We start from the raw sequence: 19,150 nt of genomic DNA on the forward strand, positions 1-19,150 counted from the left end.
ATGACTGCTTACATGTAATGTGTTTGTCATTGCTTACTTTTTGGCGTTATATGATGGATAATGCCGGGATACAGAGAGACCCGACTCTTTTAATCTTTCAAGGAGCAAAGAATGCTGATTCTGACTCGTCGAGTTGGTGAGACCCTCATGATTGGGGATGAGGTCACCGTGACAGTTTTAGGGGTGAAGGGCAACCAGGTACGTATTGGCGTAAATGCCCCGAAGGAAGTTTCTGTTCACCGTGAAGAGATCTACCAGCGTATCCAGGCTGAAAAATCCCAGCAGTCCAGTTACTAATCTTTCCGCGTCTCATCTTTATCGGTGAGACGCACCCTCAAAATTTCTCCTTCACTCTATAGTCTTTTCGCTTTACTCCCGTTCATTCAACTTAAGTCTCCATTTTTTTGCATTACTGCTATCTGCCAGACCTCCGTTTTTCTGTAGATAAAACACTCTTTTTGACGTTTTTACAGACTAATTGAGCGTGAAGTGTGCAAACGATAAAAGTGTGGGAAAAATTGTTTGACTTATAAGTCTCAGAAAGTAATATGTGCGCCACGCAGCGACGATGAGCGATAAACAAGTTCTTCGAAGCACTCGTAAGAGGCGTGTGGTGAGGTGGCCGAGAGGCTGAAGGCGCTCCCCTGCTAAGGGAGTATGCGGTCAAAAGCTGCATCCGGGGTTCGAATCCCCGCCTCACCGCCATTTGCATCCGTAGCTCAGCTGGATAGAGTACTCGGCTACGAACCGAGCGGTCGGAGGTTCGAATCCTCCCGGATGCACCATATTCTACGTACTTTCAGCGATGAAGGTATGGAAGAGGTGGCGGTATAACCGCAGGCACTAGGGAGGATAACGTTGCTTTAGCAACGGCCCGAAGGGCGAGTAGCAAGGCGAGTAATCCTCCCGAATGCACCATCTCTTACTTGATACGGCTTTAGTAGCGGTATCAAAAAATCTGCAGTAAAGTAAGTTTCCCGATGCATCCGTAGCTCAGCTGGATAGAGTACTCGGCTACGAACCGAGCGGTCGGAGGTTCGAATCCTCCCGGATGCACCATATTCTCCGTAACCTTCAGCAATGAAGGTATCGAAGAGATAGCGGTATTAACCGCAGGCACTAGGGAGGATAACGTTGCGTCAGCAAGGCCCGAAGGGCGAACGCCAGTGAGTCATCCTCCCGGATGCACCATCTTCTCCCAAAAATTTCCTTCAAAAATATCTCATTTCTAAATAACTACTTTATCCATTTCCTGAATTTTCTTCTCCTTCGCCATCAGCGACAAAATCAAGCAATTACGCTAAAGTAGCGTCATATTTTTCGACTTGCGAGAAGACCATGTACGAGCGTTATGCAGGTTTAATTTTTGATATGGATGGCACAATCCTGGATACGGAGCCTACGCACCGTAAAGCGTGGCGCGAAGTATTAGGGCACTACGGTCTTCAGTACGATGTTCAGGCAATGATTGCGCTTAATGGATCGCCCACCTGGCGTATTGCTCAGACAATTATTGAGCTGAATCAGGCCGATCTCGACCCGCATGCGTTAGCGCGTGAAAAAACAGAAGCAGTAAGAAGTATGCTGCTGGATAGTGTCGAGCCGCTTCCTCTTGTTGAAGTGGTGAAAAGTTGGCATGGTCGTCGCCCAATGGCTGTAGGAACGGGGAGTGAAAGCGCCATCGCTGAGGCATTGCTGGCGCACCTGGGATTACGCCGTTATTTTGACGCCGTCGTCGCTGCTGATCACGTCAAACACCATAAACCCGCGCCAGACACATTTTTGTTGTGCGCGCAGCGTATGGGCGTGCAACCGACGCAGTGTGTGGTCTTTGAAGATGCCGATTTCGGTATTCAGGCGGCCCGTGCAGCAGGCATGGACGCCGTGGATGTTCGCTTGCTGTGAGTGAAGCGTTATCGCTTTTCTCGTTGTTTGCCAGTAGTTTTCTCAGCGCTACACTATTACCCGGCAACTCCGAAGTCGTGCTGGTGGCAATGTTGCTTTCCGGGATCAGTTATCCCTGGGTTTTAGTTTTAACAGCAACAATGGGTAATAGCCTTGGAGGGTTAACTAACGTTATCCTTGGGCGTTTCTTTCCATTGCGTAAAACATCGCGCTGGCAAGAGAAAGCTACTGGCTGGCTGAAACGCTATGGTGCAGTCACGCTATTATTAAGCTGGATGCCCGTGGTTGGCGATTTACTGTGTCTGTTAGCGGGATGGATGCGCATCTCGTGGGGACCGGTAATCTTTTTTTGTGCCTTGGTAAAGCGTTACGCTATGTTGCAGTTGCAGCAGCTACCGTTCAGGGCATGATGTGGTGGCACTAATTGTAGGCCTGCACATATGGTCACCATTACAGTTATGCTAATTAAAACGATTTTGACAGGCGGGAGGTCAATTTGATCCCGGACGTATCACAGGCGCTGGCCTGGCTGGAAAAACATCCTCAGGCGTTAAAGGGGATACAGCGTGGGCTGGAGCGCGAAACTTTGCGTGTTAATGCTGATGGCACACTGGCAACAACAGGTCATCCTGAAGCATTAGGTTCCGCACTGACGCACAAATGGATTACTACCGATTTTGCGGAAGCATTGCTGGAATTCATTACACCAGTGGATGGTGATATTGAACATATGTTGACCTTTATGCGCGATCTGCATCGTTATACGGCGCGCAATATGGGCGATGAGCGGATGTGGCCGTTAAGTATGCCATGCTACATCGCAGAAGGTCAGGACATCGAACTGGCACAGTACGGCACTTCTAACACCGGACGCTTTAAAACGCTGTATCGTGAAGGGCTGAAAAATCGCTACGGCGCGCTGATGCAAACCATTTCCGGCGTGCACTACAATTTCTCTTTGCCAATGGCATTCTGGCAAGCGAAGTGCGGTGATATCTCGGGCACTGATGCCAAAGAGAAAATTTCTGCGGGCTATTTCCGCGTTATCCGCAATTACTATCGTTTCGGTTGGGTCATTCCTTATCTGTTTGGTGCATCTCCGGCGATTTGTTCTTCTTTCCTGCAAGGAAAACCAACGTCGCTGCCGTTTGAGAAAACCGAGTGCGGTATGTATTACCTGCCGTATGCGACCTCTCTTCGTTTGAGCGATCTCGGCTATACCAATAAATCGCAAAGCAATCTTGGTATTACCTTCAACGATCTTTACGAGTACGTAGCGGGCCTTAAACAGGCAATCAAAACGCCATCGGAAGAGTACGCGAAGATTGGTATTGAGAAAGACGGTAAGAGGCTGCAAATCAATAGCAACGTGCTGCAGATTGAAAACGAACTGTATGCGCCGATTCGTCCAAAACGCGTTACCCGCAGCGGCGAGTCACCTTCTGATGCGCTGTTACGTGGCGGCATTGAATATATTGAAGTGCGTTCGCTGGACATCAACCCGTTCTCGCCGATTGGTGTAGATGAACAGCAGGTGCGATTCCTCGACCTGTTTATGGTCTGGTGTGCGCTGGCTGATGCACCGGAAATGAGCAGTAGCGAACTTGCCTGTACACGCGTTAACTGGAACCGGGTGATCCTCGAAGGTCGCAAACCGGGCCTGACGCTGGGTATCGGCTGCGAAACCGCGCAGTTCCCGTTACCGCAGGTGGGTAAAGATCTGTTCCGCGATCTGAAACGCGTCGCGCAAACGTTGGATAGCATTAACGGCGGCGAAGCGTATCAGAAAGTGTGTGATGAACTGGTCGCCTGCTTCGATAATCCCGATCTGACTTTCTCTGCCCGTATCTTAAGGTCTATGATTGATACTGGTATTGGCGGAACAGGCAAAGCGTTTGCAGAAGCCTACCGTAATCTGCTGCGTGAAGAGCCGTTGGAAATTCTGCGCGAAGAGGATTTTGTAGCCGAGCGCGAGGCATCTGAACGCCGTCAGCAGGAAATGGAAACCGCTGATACCGAACCGTTTGCGGTGTGGCTGGAAAAACACGCCTGACAGAAAAGAAAAAGGCCACTCGTGAGTGGCCAAAATTTCATCTCTGAATTCAGGGATGATGATAACAAATGCGCGTCTTTCATATACTCAGACTCGCCTGGGAAGAAAGAGTTCAGAAAATTTTTAAAAAAATTACCGGAGGTGGCTAAATGCCGTTGTTAGATAGCTTCACAGTCGATCATACCCGGATGGAAGCGCCTGCAGTTCGGGTGGCGAAAACAATGAACACCCCGCATGGCGACGCAATCACCGTGTTCGATCTGCGCTTCTGCGTGCCGAACAAAGAAGTGATGCCAGAAAGAGGGAGCCATACTCTGGAGCACCTGTTTGCTGGTTTTATGCGTAACCATCTTAACGGTAATGGTGTAGAGATTATCGATATCTCGCCAATGGGCTGCCGCACCGGTTTTTATATGAGTCTGATTGGTACGCCAGATGAGCAGCGTGTTGCTGATGCCTGGAAAGCGGCAATGGAAGACGTGCTGAAAGTGCAGGATCAGAATCAGATCCCGGAGCTGAACGTCTACCAGTGTGGCACTTACCAGATGCACTCGTTGCAGGAAGCGCAGGATATTGCGCGTAGCATTCTGGAACGTGACGTACGCATCAACAGCAACGAAGAACTGGCACTGCCGAAAGAGAAGTTGCAGGAACTGCACATTTAGTCAGTAAACTATCTTCACAATTAATTGAAAAAAGCCAGTTCAAATGAACTGGCTTAGTTGTACTTAGTGCGCACCACCTCCGCCGCCACCTGCGCCAAAGGGCGGTTTAGCAAACCACACCAGCCCCAGCAGGACGAGGAATATCCCGGCTGACATCCAGAAGATCTCATTGGCGGAAATAATCAGCCCCTGATTAGTGATCTGCTGGGCAATCCAGCCTGATGCCTGCTGTTGCGTCATCCCAAGCCCTTCCAGTTGACTGTACATCGCCTGGGCATCCGGGTTGAATGGGTTTACCGACTCAGTCAACTGCGCATGGTGCATCGACTCGCGGTTGGTCCACATGGTCGTGGTTATCGACGTGCCGATAGACCCCGCCAGCGTTCGCGTAAAGTTAGAGAGGCTCGATGCCGCCGCCAGTCGTTCCGGTGGCAAACCAGACAGCGTAATGGTGGTCAGCGGCATAAAGAAGCAGGCCACCGCAAACCCCTGGATAAACTGCGGCCAGGCCGACGCGCCAAAATCCATACCTGGTTCAAAGGTATAGGCACGCCAGTAGAAGCAGACGGCATACATAATAAAGCTGAAGGTTACCAGCCGCCGCATATCCAGTTTATGCGCGAAGCGGCCGATAATCGGCGACAGGATCACCGGAATAATCCCTACCGGCGCAGAGGCCAAACCTGCCCAGGTCGCCGTGTAACCGTAGACCTCCTGCAACAACTGCGGCAGCAGAACAATCGCGCCGAAGTAGAGCATATACGCGAGGCTGATACACAAGCAGCCGATGGTGAAGTTGCGCGACTTAAACAACGACAGATCGACTATCGGGTTATCGTCGGTCAGCTCCCAGACAATCAGGAAGCAGATAGCCACCACCGCCACCACGGTAAGAATGATAATTTCCTGTGATGAAAACCAGTCCAGCTCTTTACCGCGGTCGAGCATAATCTGCAGGCTACCGATACCAATAACCAGCAGTGCCAGCCCCACGGCATCAATCCGCCGCCGTTCGGTGCGGGTTTCGCGTCCGCGCAGGGTTTGCAGTGTCATCAACACCACCGCCACGCCAATTGGCACGTTGATGAAGAATATCCAGCCCCAGTGGTAATTATCGCTGATATAACCGCCGAGGATTGGGCCGCAAATTGGCGCGACAATCACCGTCATCGACCACAACGCCAGCGCGATTGAGCGTTTGGCTGGCGGGTAATTATTCAGCAAAAGACTTTGCGAAAGTGGGATCAACGGCCCAGCGACAATCCCCTGAATCACACGGAAGAAGATCAGCATATTCAGGCTGCTGGAGACACCACACGCCCACGACGCAATAGCAAAGGCGATGGTGGACCAAAGGAACAGTTTCACTTCCCCGACGCGCTTTGCCAGCCAGCCGGTAAGCGGGATCGAGATGGCATTCGCCACCCCGAAAGAAGTGATTACCCACGTACCCTGGCTGAGCGATGAGCCCAGATTCCCGGCGATAGTGGGGATCGCCACGTTAGCAATGGTGGAGTCCAGCACCTGCATGAATGTCGCCAGTGACAGCGCAATCGTCATAATGACCAGTTGCGCGCCTTCCAGCGGTTTTTGCTGTTGCATCACACGCACCTCTGGATTAGCCAGCGTTAGCTTTTACGATATCGTCGATCAGTTTATTGACAGGTGCCAGGCTGATTTCACGCGCGGTACTTACCGCGACCGGTGTTGAACGTACTTTATTTGCCAGTACCTGACCGTCACGGTTAGTGGTATTGACGCTCACCAGCGTGGACAAACCAATGCGCAGCGGGTATTGCTCCAGCTGTTTCTGGTCCAGTTCGATACGCACAGGTAGACGCTGAACGACTTTGATCCAGTTACCGGTCGCATTTTGCGCCGGAAGCAGTGAGAATGCGCTACCTGTGCCCATATCCAGACCAACCACTTTACCGGTGTATTTCACATCATCGCCGTAAATATCCGTGGTGATAGTGACCGGCTGACCGATACGCATATTGGCAATCTGCGTCTCTTTAAAGTTGGCAGCCACCCACATATTGGTGGCTGGAACGACCGCCATCAGCGGCGTCGTTGGGCTAATTTGCGCCCCAGGCTGTACCGCGCGGCGGGAGACATAACCGGTCATCGGACTGACAATACGGGTACGCTCCAGCGCCAGCCAGGCGTTACGTACTTCGGTGGCAGCCTGTTGCACGGCAGGCTGATCTTCCAGTTTAGTCCCCAGAATCATCGCCTGATTGGCATTGTATTGTTGAATAGCGACGTCCAGTTGCGCCTGGGCACTGGTGACGGCGTCGCGGGCGTGTTGCAGCTCTTCGCGACCAATCAGGTTGGCATTGCCCAGCGGCACACGGCGGTTGTAGTCGCTTTGTGCTTTCGCAAGGGCGATTTTTTGCACCTCAATATTCGCCTGTAACTGTTTGCTGTTAATCATCAGCTGGTGGGTTTGGCGAACGCTGGAAGCCAGTGCAGTTTTGGCTTTTTCAAACGCCTGGCGAGCATCTGTCGGGTCGAGAGTGACCAGAACATCGCCTTCTTTTACAAAATCGGTGTTATCGGCCCAGACTTTCGTTACGCTGCCAGACACCTGAGACATAATTTGAATCTGATTCCCTGCCACGTATGCGTCATCGGTTTCTTCGAAATGACGCAGTACCAAAAACCAATAAATCCCTATCGCTACGGCAATAATTATAAAGAGCAAGGTGAGAAGGAGGAGCAGACGCTTACGTTTGCCGCTCTTCTTTACCGGTTGCTGCGGGGTTTGAGTCTCCGCATTTGCGCTCATATTGTTCTCCACGATCTTCTTAACTCATCGGCTGAGCCGACCTGCTTGCCAAAAAGGCCAGCATGTTGCGATGCTGGCCGGTCATTTTTTCTTTTATAAATCTGGATTTTTGAGCGAGATGACGCGTTAGCTCATCGCTTCGAGAACCACACCGTCTTGTTCCATCTGGTCGAGACGGGAGAGCAATTTGCGGGTGATTTGCTCGAGCTGATCTTTTTCTGTTGTGCTGAGCGCGGACCAGAGTTGATGCAGGCAGTTATGCTGCGGTGGTAAAACCTCGCGCAAAAACTCGTGACCTTTTTCCGTTAATTGCAGATGCAGGCAGCGGCGATCGTTATCGCTTTCACGACGTTCGATCCAACCGCGTTTTTCCAGTTCATCGGCAATACGCGTCGCGTTGGTACGGGATGATCCAAGAGCACAACTTAATTCAGAAGGCTGAATACTGTGGTTTTCCTGAGACTCCAGCGTAATCAACGCCATAAACAACGTCTCGTTAATCCCCTGAGCCTTCAGCATTTTATTGCGGTTCTCCAGCAGCTTGCTTTGCATGTGCATGCAAAGACGAGTCAGAAGGATCTCCTGATAAGGAAAATCTTCGTGGCGGCTGGCGCGAAATTTTAGCATTTGTTCAATGGGCGTAAACGAACTATCCATTTGGGTATGACCTCATTAATTTCAGCCGATATAGTAACGACAGTGACAAATAAAGTAAATGTATTGTTTTAGAAAAATGATTCTTGTGGGTTATATAATCGCCATCACTTTCCAGGCGAGCCCATAGGCCAGCGCACTAAGCAGTGTTGGGATGATAATGCTGCGTGTTTTATAGAAACTGGCACCCAGTACCGCGAAGCCGACCAGCGTGGGCACGAAACGGCGTGTATCGTGCATCACTTCTGGTGCGGTAGAGACAACCAGCAGAGCGCATATCGAGGCGATGCCAATGGTGTCGAGCAAAATACCTACCGCGCCACGTTTGGTTGGGCGGGCATTACCCACACGCAGGCGCAGCGGCAAATAGCGGAAGCAATAATTCGCCACGCCAACCAGTAACCCAAGCAGCAGAACCTCATAGCTCATCGGGCGCTCCTTGCCAGAATGCCTGGATTAACGCAGTGAGGCAGCCACAGACAATGCCTGCCAGAATGGCGACGGGAATAGAAAATAGCGTTACGCCTGCAAGGGCACCAACTAACGCTGCGGTAACGCAAAGAGATTGTTTGCGCTGGAAAGAGGCGAGCAGGAAACTCATAAAGAGTGCCGGAAGCATAAAACCTAATGCAGCTTCAACGGCGGGATAACCTTGCAGCAAGCCGCTGCCGGAGAATGCCCCTATTACCGTACCAAATACCCACGATGACCATGAACTGAAGGCAATGCCGATCATCCAGTTCTCGCTCCAGCGGCGATTATTGCGTACCAGTTTTGCGGTTGCGGCGGCAAAAACCTCATCCGTCAGGCCAAATGCCCACAGGGCGGTTTTCGATTTTTGCAGACGCTGAATAATACGGCTACGCAGTGACGGGCCATACAACACATAGCGAACATCCATTGCCATGACGGTCAGTGCAGCAACCCACAAACTACTCCCGGCTGCCAGCATCGCGGTAATGACGAACTGGCTCGCGCTGCATAAATGATGCAGGAGAAAAAAACGCTTTCGAGAGGAGAGAATCCCAGACGGGTCGCATTCAGACCGAACGCAAAGGCCACCGGAATATAACTAATAACAATCGGTAAACTGTCTTTGCATCCTTCCATGAAGGTCGCCGAACCAAGAGCAGGCTGTGGAGTAGGGCTTTCCATAGAGTGTACGCTTAACGATTGTTAATATTATAAATAGACTGAATGAATATCTTAACCTTATCAGACTGATGGGCTTCTTAACACCCTTATAAGTGTAAAGCCACGAAAACGGTTGCTGATTGCTTAATTTGCGGCTTCCTGACGATGAAAACCTCGCCACCAGACCAGTAAGTTAACCAGGGCAATCGTCGCGCCAGCCAGACAAACGCCAGCCCAACCGCCATGTTGCCAGGCTGAGGCTGAAATTAGCGAACCGGCGGCACCGCCAATAAAGTAGCTGGTCATGTAACCTGCGGTCAGGCGATTACGCGCATCAGGGTGTATTCGATAAATTACCGTCTGGTTAGTGATATGCACGCCCTGTACGGTGAGATCCAGCACCAGGATGCCGATAATCAGCGCCAGTACGGAAGTGTGACCAAACCAGATCGCCAGCCATGAAAGTAATAGCAGCAGCAGACCGAAAGTTGTGGTGTGGTGCGATTTACCCTTATCGGCAAAACCGCCCGCCGGACGAGCGCCCAACGCTCCGGCAGCTCCCGCAAGTCCAAACAGACCAATGACACCATCGCTGTAGTTAAAAGGTGGAGCGGCAAGCAAAAAGGCCATTGAGGTCCAGAGAATGCTGAAGTTGGCAAAGGTCAGGCAGCCCAGCAATGCGCGGGTGCGCAGGATCTTATCGCTGATAAACATGCTGAAAACGGAACCTAACAACTGTGGGTAGTTGAGGTGGGTTTCTGATTTCATTTGTGGCAGACCACGCCATAATGCCAGCGCCATCAGTGCCATTAACACCGAGGCAACCCAAAAGACGGTGCGCCAGCCGCCGAGATTCGCCAGCAATCCGGCAACGGTCCGTGCGAGTAAGATCCCCAACAGCAGACCGCTCATAATAGTGCCAACCACTTTGCCGCGTTTGTCCGGTGAAGCCAGCGTCGCTGCCAGCGGAACCAGAATTTGTGCCACGACAGAGAATAAACCGGTTAATGCCGTACCGAGGATCATCATCGCCAGCGACTGACTGCTGGCAGTGATTAACATGCCGCCTGCCGCCAGTAAGGTCATCGAGACAATCAGGCGGAGGCGTTCAAACATATCACCGAGGGGAACAAGAAACAGCAGACCTGCTGCATAGCCCAATTGCGCGGCGGTAACAATAAAGCCTGCCGAACTGGCGGAAAGGGAAAAGTTACGCGCGATGGTGTCGAGCAATGGCTGGGCGTAATAGTTACTGGCTACCGCCAGACCGGTGGCGATAGACATCAGCACGATCAGCGCCGGGCTAAGCTCATGATTAGGTTTAGTCATTATTTTTGTTCATCAGGTGATGATTAAGCTGGAAATCAATAATAGCGGATGTTGATGAATATGGGATGAAAGATAGCTTGTTGAAATGTGCGATGTGGTTTGTAGGCATGATAAGACGCGCCAGCGTCGCATCAGGCATTGTGCACAGAACGGCGGATGCGGCGAAAACGCCTTATCCGCCATACGGAATGAGTGTATTTTGTAGGCATGATAAGACGCGTCAGCGTCGCATCAGGCATTGTGTACAGAGCGGCGGATGAGGCAAAAACGCCTTATCCGCCTGAATAAAAATTACTTCTGCGCTGCCAGCGCCTCATTCACCCAGCCATCGAACTGCTGCTGGTGGGCTTTGATCCAGCCATCAACGTGGCCCTGAATATCGCCTTCTGAGGCTTTGCCGTCATGCATAATGGCGTTCTGGGCGTTAATATCGGCCACTGGCAACTGCATAATGGCAAACAGTTTGGCTGCCGCCGGATTTTTCTCGGTCCAGGCTTTGTTGGCAACGATATGCATGGTGCTGACCGGGAAGCCGTAATTCGCGCCATTCGGCAGTTTGGTATCGGCATTTTTATCGCCCGGCAGTGCGGAGAACGGCACCTGCAACCAGACCACATCTTTCCCTGGCTTCAGCTCATTACTCACCCAGTACGGCGTCCAGGTGTAATAAAACACCGGTTTGCCCTCTTTGTAGCGACTGATGGTGTCGGCCATCATCGCTGCGTAGTTCCCCTGATTATGCGTCACGGTGTTGGTCAGTTCATACGCGGCAAGCTGGTGGTTGATCGCACCTTCGCAGCCCCAGCCAGGGTTACAACCGGTTAAATCCGCTTTACCGTCGCCGTTGGTATCGAACAGTTTGGCGATCTTCGGATCTTTCAGTTGTGCGATGTTGGTGATTTTGTACTGGTCGGCGGTTTTCTTATCGATCAGGTAACCCTGTGCCGCGCCGTTAACAAATACCCCTTCACGATAAAATTTCTTATCGCCACCGGCAGCTTCGTACATGTTGTCATGCAGTGGCGTCCAGTTCACGGCGGTGAAGGTTGCATCGCCGGAAGCAAGCGAGGTGTAGCCAACGTTGTAATCTACTTCGCTGGGTTTGTTGACGGTATAGCCTAATTTCTCCAGCGCACGGCTGACCAGCAGCGTCTGGAAGGTTTCTTCGGTGATGGTGCTTTGAACTGGATTAACAGTAATACCTTTGCCCGGCAGATCGGCAGCAAAAGTTTGTGTAGAGATAAGCGTGGCAAACGCAGTCGCAAAAAGTACGCTATGTCGCATTGTTATTCCTTTTTTTGGCAGGGTGATAATGCCCGGCGTCACCGGGCAAGTGCAGAGTTACTTAATGAATGGGCGGGTCAGCAGACCAACAGGGCCAGTGGTGTACCAGCGACGGTTGCCGCGACTGCGTGAGTCGCGCCCAACGGCCTGCGTCAGGCGATCGAGGATAATGGCGAGGATCACAATCCCGACGCCGCCAACGGTGGCAAGCCCCATATCCAGACGACCGATACCGCGAAGTACCATCTGACCCAGTCCGCCGACGGCAATCATCGAGGCAATGACCACCATAGAAAGGGCCAGCATCAGCGTCTGGTTAACGCCCGCCATAATGGTCGGCATCGCCAGCGGTAACTGAACTTTGAACAGCATCTGGCGCGGGCTGGCACCGAATGAGCGCGAGGCTTCAATCAGATCCGCCGGAACCTGGTTAATCCCCAGAATGGTCAGACGGATAATCGGCGGCAGAGCAAAGATGATCGTCACCACCACGCCCGGCACGTTACCGATACCAAATAGCATGACGATTGGCACCAGATAAACAAACGCTGGCGTGGTCTGCATGGCATCAAGCAGTGGACGAATAATTTTCGCCGCTCGCGGACTTCTCGCCAGCCAGATCCCCAGCGGCAAACCAATGACGATACAGAACAGCAGGGTGGTTAACACCAGCGCCAGGGTAACCATGGCCTGCGACCAGGCACCGATTGCGCCGATGGCAATCAGCGAAACCAGCGTCGCCACGCCCATTCCGACCCCGGAAATCTGCCAGGCGATGAGAGCGAAAACGATAATCGCCACCGGTGCGGGCATACCCAGCAGCAATTGCTGGAAACCGTTGAGGATATAATCAACCGGAACGCGCACGCCCTGGAAGACGGGACGGAAATGGGTAACAACCCAGTCGATCCCTTCAGTGACCCAACTGTCGAGCGGGATCAGCGTTTTATGAAACGGATCGAGAATATTAAAATGCTCGACGTTTGGCGCAGGCGTACTGGTCAGCCAGTCAGCACCACCGCCGTCAGTCGGTGCAGTCGCCGGTGTACCCCAGGCGTCTGCGGATTGCACGGCACTGTCCGCCGCTGGCGTGGTATCCCACGGATTATTTTGATCAGCCATTATTTACCCCCTCACGATCTAAAGCGCGCAGCAGCATTCCTTTCGAAATGATGCCGACATACTGTTGGTCCTCGTCGACCACGGGCACCGCACAGGGTGCCTGTCCGACATGAGAGAGCAACTCGCTAAGAGGCGTTTGTGCATCGACTGCTAACGGCGCATCAATCAGCGCCGCATCAAGACCTTGCTGCTGCGTTAACGCGGTTTTAAGCGAATCGATGGAAACTGCGCCGACAAACTTATTACCGCGTTCGATAACGTAGCCATATTCGCGATCTTCATCCTGCAATAATTTCAGTGCCGAACGTGGGCCGAAGCCAGGGGTTTTACGAATTAAGCCATTCGGTGTCCGGCGGGCAATATCTTTCGCACTGAATACCTGACTAATATCAACGCCACGGAAGAAGGTACGGACATAATCATTCGCCGGATTATTGAGAATTTCATCCGGTGTGCCGACCTGTACCACTTCACCATTTTGCATAATGGCAATTCGGTCGCCAATACGCATAGCTTCATCGAGATCGTGGGAAATAAAGACAATGGTGCGCTGATGTTTCGCCTGTAATTTTACCAGCTCATCCTGCATCTCGGTGCGAATTAATGGATCGAGCGCCGAGAAGGCTTCGTCCATTAATAATATATCCGGATTAATCGCTAACGCGCGGGCTAATCCCACACGTTGACGCATCCCGCCAGAGAGTTCATCCGGGTAGCTGTGGGCATAATTTTCCAGCCCGACCTGACGCAGTGCATCAAGGGCTTTTTCCCGGCGTTCTTCGGCATTAATTCCGGCCAATTCCATACCGAACGCAGTATTGTCCAGCACGGTCATATGCGGCATTAAGGCAAAGGACTGGAAGACCATCGCAATCTTTTTTCTGCGCACCTCACGGAGTTCGGCATCGGATATTTTGGCAATATCCACACCATCAATCAGCACTTGCCCGCGGGTGGGTTCAATCAGGCGATTGAGAAGGCGTACCATTGTGGATTTACCCGAGCCGGATAATCCCATGATGACAAATATCTCGCCTTCTTCAATGGCCAGACTGGCGTCTTTTACGCCAAGCGATAGCCCAGTTTTTTCCAGAATTTGTTCTTTCGAAAGTCCTTGTTCGATATATTTGAACGCTCGCTGTGGATGCTCGCCAAATATTTTATAAAGATTTTTAATTTCTAATTTAATTGCCATGCAATAGAAAGATTCCTTTATTTGTTTATGTCGATATATTACCCAATGGAAATAGTCACTTTTTTCTACCCTAACATACTGAGAATCTGAGGCAACCCCTGAGGGCAAATGTGGCATGAATATTGATGCGAGCAAATCGCCGGAATTTCCCGTGATATAAGGGCTGAGAGCAAATCGAGAAAAGTTGATATTTTTTGTCATAGATAGCGAAAAAACGCCTGAATATTGTAGTTTCAGGCGAATAATGCAACAGAGTCTCAGTGTAGATCACTACAGAATATTTGCGTGATAAAAAGCTATTTGGCGGGAATTATTTCCCTGCTGCGGGTAGTGATATTTTTGAAAATAACACCCTCAGAAATTCCAGTCTTCATCTTCTGTTTCAACCGCTTTCCCCATCACATAAGAGGAGCCTGAACCGGAAAAGAAATCGTGATTTTCATCGGCATTCGGCGAAAGCGCGGCGAGGATTGCCGGATTCACTTCCGCCATTTCTGCGGGAAATAACGGTTCGTAGCCCAGATTCATCAAAGCCTTATTGGCGTTGTAACAGAGAAACGCTTTCACATCGTCAGCCCACGGGGTTTCGGCGTACAGCTCATCGGTGTATTGCAACTCGTTGTCGTAGAGTTCCAGCAACAAATCGAAGGCGAAATTCTTCAACTCTTCACGTTGTCCCAGAGATATCTTTTCCATGTTTTTCTGATATTTATAGCCTATGTAGTAACCGTGGACTGCTTCATCGCGGATAATCAGACGGATCAGATCTGCGGTATTGGTCAGCTTTCCGCGGCTGGAAAAATACATCGGCAGCCAGAAACCGGAATAGAACAAAAAAGATTCAAGAAACACACTGGCGATTTTCTTTTTCAGCGGATCATCACCGCGATAATGTTGCTGAATAATCTGAGCTTTTCGCTGCAACGGTGCGTTTTCTTCACTCCAGGCGTAGGCGGCATCGACATCTTTGGTCTGACACAGCGTCGAGAAAATCGAACTGTAAGAGCGGGCATGAACCGCTTCCATAAAGCTGATATTCGATAATACCGCTTCTTCATGAGGCGTGAGTGCATCGGGCATCAGCGAAGGCGCGCCGATAACATTTTGCAGCGTGTCGAGCAGCGTCAGGCCAGTAAAAACGCGCATCGTCAGTTGTTGTTCTACGACAGTTAATGTCTGCCAGGCAGGAATATCGTTCGACAGCGGCACCTTTTCTGGTAGCCAGAAATTGCTGGTCAGGCGATTCCACACCTCCAGATCTTTATCGTCAGATATCTTGTTCCAGTTGATGGCGCTGATACGTGAGAGTTTCATAGATATTCCTTAAAGTGCACAGGAGACGCAGCCTTCAATTTCAGTGCCTTCCAGCGCCATCTGACGCAGGCGAATGTAATAGAGCGTTTTGATACCCTTGCGCCAGGCGTAAATCTGCGCTTTGTTGATATCGCGAGTGGTGGCGGTATCGGGGAAAAACAGCGTCAGCGACAGCCCCTGATCGACATGGCGAGTCGCTTCGGCGTAGGTATCGATGATCTTTTCTGCGCCGATTTCGTAAGCATCCTGATACAGCGCCAGATTCTCGTTAGTCATAAACGGGGCAGGGTAGTAAACGCGTCCTGTTTTGCCCTCTTTGCGTATCTCTACTTTCGCCACAATCGGATGAATACTCGACGTAGCATGGTTGATATAAGAGATAGAACCGGTTGGCGGCACCGCCTGAAGATTCTGGTTATAAATGCCGTAGCGCATCACGTCGTCGCGCAGTTGCGCCCACATCTCACGGGTAGGTAACGTAATACCGCTGCGGGCAAACAGTTCGCCAACTTTCGCCGTTTTCGGCTGCCAGTTACCTTGCAGATATTGGCTAAAATATTCACCACTGGCATAACGTGACTGTTTGAACCCGGCGAAGGTTTCACCGCGTTCGCGCGCCAGCAACATCGAGGTACGCAGTGCGTGCCAGGTGATGGCATAGAAATAGAGATTGGTGAAATCCAGTGCTTCCGGCGAACCATAAGCGATGCCTTCTCGCGCCAGATAGCCGTGTAAATTCATCTGCCCCAGTCCGATGGCGTGTGAGGCGGCATTTCCAGCTTCGATGGACGGCACGCTGCGGATATGACTCATATCTGACACCGCCGTTAAACCGCGCACGCAGTCTCTACCGTGCGGGCAAAATCGGGGGAATCCATGGTGTGCGCAATATTCAACGAACCTAAATTGCAGGAGATATCATGGCCTGTGCGGGCATAGTCGAGATTCTCGTCATACTCTGAGGCACAGTTGACCTGCAAAATCTCTGAGCAGAGATTACTCATATTTATGCGCCCGGCGACAGGGTTAGCACGGTTTACCGTGTCTTCATACATGATGTAGGGATAGCCGGACTCAAACTGGATTTCTGCCAGCCGCTGGAAGAAATCACGGGCGTTGAGGTATTTTTTGCGGATGCGTTCATCGGCAACCAGTTCGTCATAGTGTTCGCTGATGGCGATATCGGCAAACGGCTTGCCATAAACTCGCTCAACGTCATAGGGCGAAAACAGCGCCATCTGCGCATTCTCTTTTGCCAGATGGAAAGTGATATCCGGGATCACCACGCCCAGCGACAGTGTTTTAATGCGGATTTTTTCGTCGGCATTTTCCCGTTTTGTATCGAGAAAACGCAGAATATCGGGATGATGAGCATGTAAATAGACTGCACCTGCCCCCTGACGCGCGCCGAGTTGGTTGGCATAGGAAAATGCGTCTTCCAGCATTTTCATCACCGGAATTACGCCAGAAGATTGATTTTCAATACGTTTAATTGGCGCGCCCGCTTCTCGCAGATTCGACAGCAAAAATGCCACGCCGCCGCCGCGTTTCGACAGTTGCAGTGCGGAATTTACCGCCCGGCCAATCGACTCCATATTGTCTTCAATACGCAGCAGAAAACAGGAAACCAGTTCGCCGCGCTGCTGCTTACCGCAGTTGAGGAATGTCGGCGTGGCTGGCTGAAAGCGTCCTGACAGCATTTCATCGGTCAGTTGCAACGCCAGCGTCGCATCGCCTTGTGCCAGCGTCAGCGCCACCATCGTGACTCGATCGGCAAAATCTTCCAGATAACGTTTACCGTCGAATGTCTTCAACGTATAGCTGGTGTAAAACTTCCATGCCCCGAGGAATGTCTGGAAACGAAAACCGCTGGTGTGTGCGTGGGCAAACAGCGTAATGACAAAGTCGCGAGAGTAGCGATTAAGAACGCTTTCATCATAGTAACCTTCGTTGACCAGCCAGTTCAGGCGCTGCTGCTGGCTACTGAAGGTCACACTGTTCGGACGCACATGCGTCGCCATAAAGGCGTCAACGGCCTGGCGGTCTTTATCGAACTGAATGCGACCTGCGCTATCGTAGAGGTTAAGCATCGCATTCAGCGCGTGGTAATCCATCGTTTCCTGCGTCAGGCATTCTGCGGTTGTCGTTGCCAAAATTCGGTTACTCCTTTACGAACGTTTTCGATATCGCTTTGCGTACCCATGAGTTCAAAACGGTACAGCCACGGCACGCCGCATTTCCGGGCAATCACATCTCCGGCGCGGCCATACGCCTCACTAAAGTTGCGATTACCAGAAGCAATAACGCCGCGAAGCAACGCCCGGTTGTGCTCGTCGTTTAAAAAGCGAATTACCTGTCGTGGCACCGCGCCAGCCGTACCGCCGCCGCCGTAAGAGGGCACGATCAGGATGTAAGGCTCGTCTACCTGAATCCGTTCCCGCTCATTGAGCGGGATGCGCACCGCGGGCAGACCTAAACGTTCGATAAAACGCTGCGTGTTTTCGGAGCTGCTGGAGAAGTAGACGAGCTGGCTCATGCACTGGCCGCGTGTGGCGCTGGATGCAGACGGTTAATCATGTCCGGACGGAAACCAGACCAGCTAAGATCGCCAGCAATCACTACCGGCAACTGACGAAAGCCCTGAGCACGCAACGCTTCCGCTGCTTCAGGAACGCGATCGACATTAATCATTTCAAAATCAAACCCCCGGTTTTCCATCGCCCGTTTGGTGGCGTGGCACTGAACGCAATCGTTACGAGTGTAAATAGTTATGCGCATGATTCGTATTTCCGTTTAAAATGAAGATACGGCGCGATGATACGCGTCGGGTTGTCTCTCTGTTGATACAGAGATACTAGATGTAGTTGAAAAAAGATTCAACTACACAATATATAGCAAATAGTGATCGAAATTACCCTGGATATGAGCGTGACGGGAGAGGGGGATTTTTGTGATTCACCAGGCAAAAAGAAACCCCGAAGACAGGCTTCGGGGTCAAAGACGCGTATTTATTATCATTTTTGCACTACGATTTGCGCATGCTTAACAGTGCGCCGATAAAAATACCTACCGCAGCTGCTGTACCCACGCTACACCAGGGTCTTTCACGAACAAAAGAATCCGCGCAGCCAACGGCATCGCGCGCGGCTTGCTGGACGCGAGTACGACCATGCATTCGCGCCCTGGTTTCTTTCATCAACGCCTGAGCTTTACTGCGTGCGGCTTCAGCTTCCCCTTTGGCGTCGCTGCCCCAGGACTTCAATACAGATTCGAGGCTGTCAGCTAATTGATTGACATCATTCTGGATATCCTGCACGCCATCATCAACGTCGTTGCGGTTCGGTCGGTTAAACATATGATCACCCATTAGAATTCGATGTAATTTTCAGTGTAGACCATAATTTTCTTAACTGAGGTTCATCGCGGCTTTATGGACTTTTCTGAAAGCGTTGTGAATGCGCAATCAGGTAAGGTAGGCCCGCGGTGTAATGCTGCCAACTTACTGATTTAGTGTATGATGGTGATTTTAAGGTGCTTGCGTGGCTTCCATTTCCATCAGATGCCCTTCCTGCTCCGCTACTGAAGGCGTGGTGCGTAACGGCAAAAGCACTGCCGGACATCAGCGCTATCTCTGCTCTCATTGCCGTAAAACATGGCAACTACAGTTCACTTACACCGCCTCTCAGCCCGGTACGCACCAGAAA

At 51.3% G+C, this 19,150-nt stretch carries 17 protein-coding genes, 3 tRNA genes and 3 pseudogenes; 9 read left to right on the top strand and 14 right to left on the bottom strand.

The features are described 5' to 3' along the window. Window positions 1-111: 111 nt before the first annotated feature. The 8 genes and pseudogenes from csrA to luxS all read left to right on the top strand — a co-directional run bounded on the left by csrA (window position 112) and on the right by luxS (window position 4,623). On the top strand, window positions 112-297 hold the full coding sequence (gene csrA / locus BGK49_RS07985) for a carbon storage regulator CsrA (RefSeq protein ID WP_000906486.1): 186 nt from the start codon (window positions 112-114) through the stop codon (window positions 295-297). A 315-nt stretch (window positions 298-612) separates the two neighbouring features. After that, window positions 613-705 (top strand) — tRNA-Ser (locus tag BGK49_RS07990). Window positions 706-708: 3 nt separating this feature from the next. Next, a tRNA-Arg gene (locus tag BGK49_RS07995) sits at window positions 709-785 on the top strand. Window positions 786-982: 197 nt separating this feature from the next. Then, window positions 983-1,059: transfer RNA gene (locus tag BGK49_RS08000), tRNA-Arg, on the top strand. Between the two features lie 279 nt (window positions 1,060-1,338). Then, window positions 1,339-1,905 (top strand): fructose-1-phosphate/6-phosphogluconate phosphatase, encoded by a 567-nt coding sequence (yqaB, locus tag BGK49_RS08005; protein WP_000273319.1) that lies wholly within the window; start codon window positions 1,339-1,341, stop codon window positions 1,903-1,905. Next, window positions 1,902-2,329 (top strand): annotated as a pseudogene (locus BGK49_RS08010) (YqaA family protein). The gene yqaB and the pseudogene BGK49_RS08010 overlap by 4 nt, the downstream one beginning before the upstream one ends. A 72-nt stretch (window positions 2,330-2,401) precedes the next feature. Continuing rightward, window positions 2,402-3,958, top strand: a complete 1,557-nt coding sequence (gene gshA, locus BGK49_RS08015) for a glutamate--cysteine ligase (RefSeq protein WP_000611810.1) — start codon at window positions 2,402-2,404, stop codon at window positions 3,956-3,958. 149 nt (window positions 3,959-4,107) lie between these two features. Then, complete coding sequence (gene luxS / locus BGK49_RS08020; RefSeq protein ID WP_001130216.1) at window positions 4,108-4,623, top strand: S-ribosylhomocysteine lyase; 516 nt, start codon at window positions 4,108-4,110, stop codon at window positions 4,621-4,623. A gap of 63 nt (window positions 4,624-4,686) precedes the next feature. Here the strand turns inward: luxS and emrB are convergent, their stop codons facing one another. The 14 genes and pseudogenes from emrB to BGK49_RS08090 form a co-directional block, all read right to left on the bottom strand. Further along, on the bottom strand, window positions 4,687-6,225 hold the full coding sequence (gene emrB / locus BGK49_RS08025; RefSeq protein WP_005031127.1) for a multidrug efflux MFS transporter permease subunit EmrB: 1,539 nt from the start codon (window positions 6,223-6,225) through the stop codon (window positions 4,687-4,689). A 16-nt stretch (window positions 6,226-6,241) separates the two neighbouring features. Next, window positions 6,242-7,414, bottom strand: coding sequence for a multidrug efflux MFS transporter periplasmic adaptor subunit EmrA (emrA, locus tag BGK49_RS08030; RefSeq protein ID WP_005031130.1), 1,173 nt, complete (start codon window positions 7,412-7,414; stop codon window positions 6,242-6,244). A gap of 126 nt (window positions 7,415-7,540) precedes the next feature. Then, complete coding sequence (gene emrR, locus BGK49_RS08035) at window positions 7,541-8,071, bottom strand: multidrug efflux transporter EmrAB transcriptional repressor EmrR (protein ID WP_000378442.1); 531 nt, start codon at window positions 8,069-8,071, stop codon at window positions 7,541-7,543. Window positions 8,072-8,161: 90 nt separating this feature from the next. After that, window positions 8,162-8,497, bottom strand: a complete 336-nt coding sequence (gene ygaH / locus BGK49_RS08040; protein ID WP_000119763.1) for an L-valine transporter subunit YgaH — start codon at window positions 8,495-8,497, stop codon at window positions 8,162-8,164. Next, window positions 8,487-9,223: pseudogene (ygaZ, locus tag BGK49_RS08045) on the bottom strand (L-valine exporter subunit YgaZ). Before ygaZ ends, ygaH begins: the two are co-directional and overlap by 11 nt. A gap of 123 nt (window positions 9,224-9,346) precedes the next feature. Continuing rightward, entirely contained in the window at window positions 9,347-10,531 is a 1,185-nt protein-coding gene (locus BGK49_RS08050; protein WP_069375719.1) for an MFS transporter, read from the bottom strand. A 291-nt stretch (window positions 10,532-10,822) separates the two neighbouring features. After that, window positions 10,823-11,815 (bottom strand): glycine betaine/L-proline ABC transporter substrate-binding protein ProX, encoded by a 993-nt coding sequence (gene proX / locus BGK49_RS08055; RefSeq protein ID WP_001216527.1) that lies wholly within the window; start codon window positions 11,813-11,815, stop codon window positions 10,823-10,825. A 57-nt stretch (window positions 11,816-11,872) separates the two neighbouring features. Then, the gene (gene proW, locus BGK49_RS08060; RefSeq protein WP_000774998.1) at window positions 11,873-12,937 is read right to left on the bottom strand and encodes a glycine betaine/L-proline ABC transporter permease ProW; all 1,065 of its coding nucleotides are present in this window, start codon (window positions 12,935-12,937) and stop codon (window positions 11,873-11,875) included. Further along, window positions 12,930-14,132 carry a glycine betaine/L-proline ABC transporter ATP-binding protein ProV gene (gene proV / locus BGK49_RS08065; RefSeq protein ID WP_000985494.1) on the bottom strand — a complete coding sequence of 401 codons (1,203 nt, stop codon included), beginning with the start codon at window positions 14,130-14,132 and terminating at the stop codon, window positions 12,930-12,932. The genes proW and proV overlap by 8 nt, the downstream gene beginning before the upstream one ends. A gap of 354 nt (window positions 14,133-14,486) precedes the next feature. After that, window positions 14,487-15,446 (bottom strand): class 1b ribonucleoside-diphosphate reductase subunit beta, encoded by a 960-nt coding sequence (nrdF, locus tag BGK49_RS08070; RefSeq protein WP_000777966.1) that lies wholly within the window; start codon window positions 15,444-15,446, stop codon window positions 14,487-14,489. A gap of 9 nt (window positions 15,447-15,455) precedes the next feature. After that, window positions 15,456-17,599: pseudogene (gene nrdE / locus BGK49_RS08075) on the bottom strand (class 1b ribonucleoside-diphosphate reductase subunit alpha). Then, a complete protein-coding gene (gene nrdI / locus BGK49_RS08080; RefSeq protein ID WP_000080953.1) occupies window positions 17,572-17,982 on the bottom strand; it encodes a class Ib ribonucleoside-diphosphate reductase assembly flavoprotein NrdI in 411 nt (136 codons plus the stop codon). The pseudogene nrdE and the gene nrdI overlap by 28 nt, the downstream one beginning before the upstream one ends. Then, window positions 17,979-18,224 carry a glutaredoxin-like protein NrdH gene (gene nrdH, locus BGK49_RS08085; protein ID WP_001223227.1) on the bottom strand — a complete coding sequence of 82 codons (246 nt, stop codon included), beginning with the start codon at window positions 18,222-18,224 and terminating at the stop codon, window positions 17,979-17,981. Before nrdH ends, nrdI begins: the two co-directional genes overlap by 4 nt. A gap of 247 nt (window positions 18,225-18,471) precedes the next feature. After that, window positions 18,472-18,801 carry a DUF883 domain-containing protein gene (locus tag BGK49_RS08090; RefSeq protein WP_005031144.1) on the bottom strand — a complete coding sequence of 110 codons (330 nt, stop codon included), beginning with the start codon at window positions 18,799-18,801 and terminating at the stop codon, window positions 18,472-18,474. A 184-nt stretch (window positions 18,802-18,985) separates the two neighbouring features. On the opposite strand from BGK49_RS08090, the gene BGK49_RS25835 reads away from it, so the two are divergent. Continuing rightward, window positions 18,986-19,150 (top strand): IS1 family transposase (locus BGK49_RS25835; protein WP_047664789.1); only part of this gene is annotated, 165 nt, incomplete at its 3' end.

This window comes from Shigella sp. FC1544, assembly GCF_001722145.1.
GTDB classification, from domain to species: domain Bacteria; phylum Pseudomonadota; class Gammaproteobacteria; order Enterobacterales; family Enterobacteriaceae; genus Escherichia; species Escherichia coli.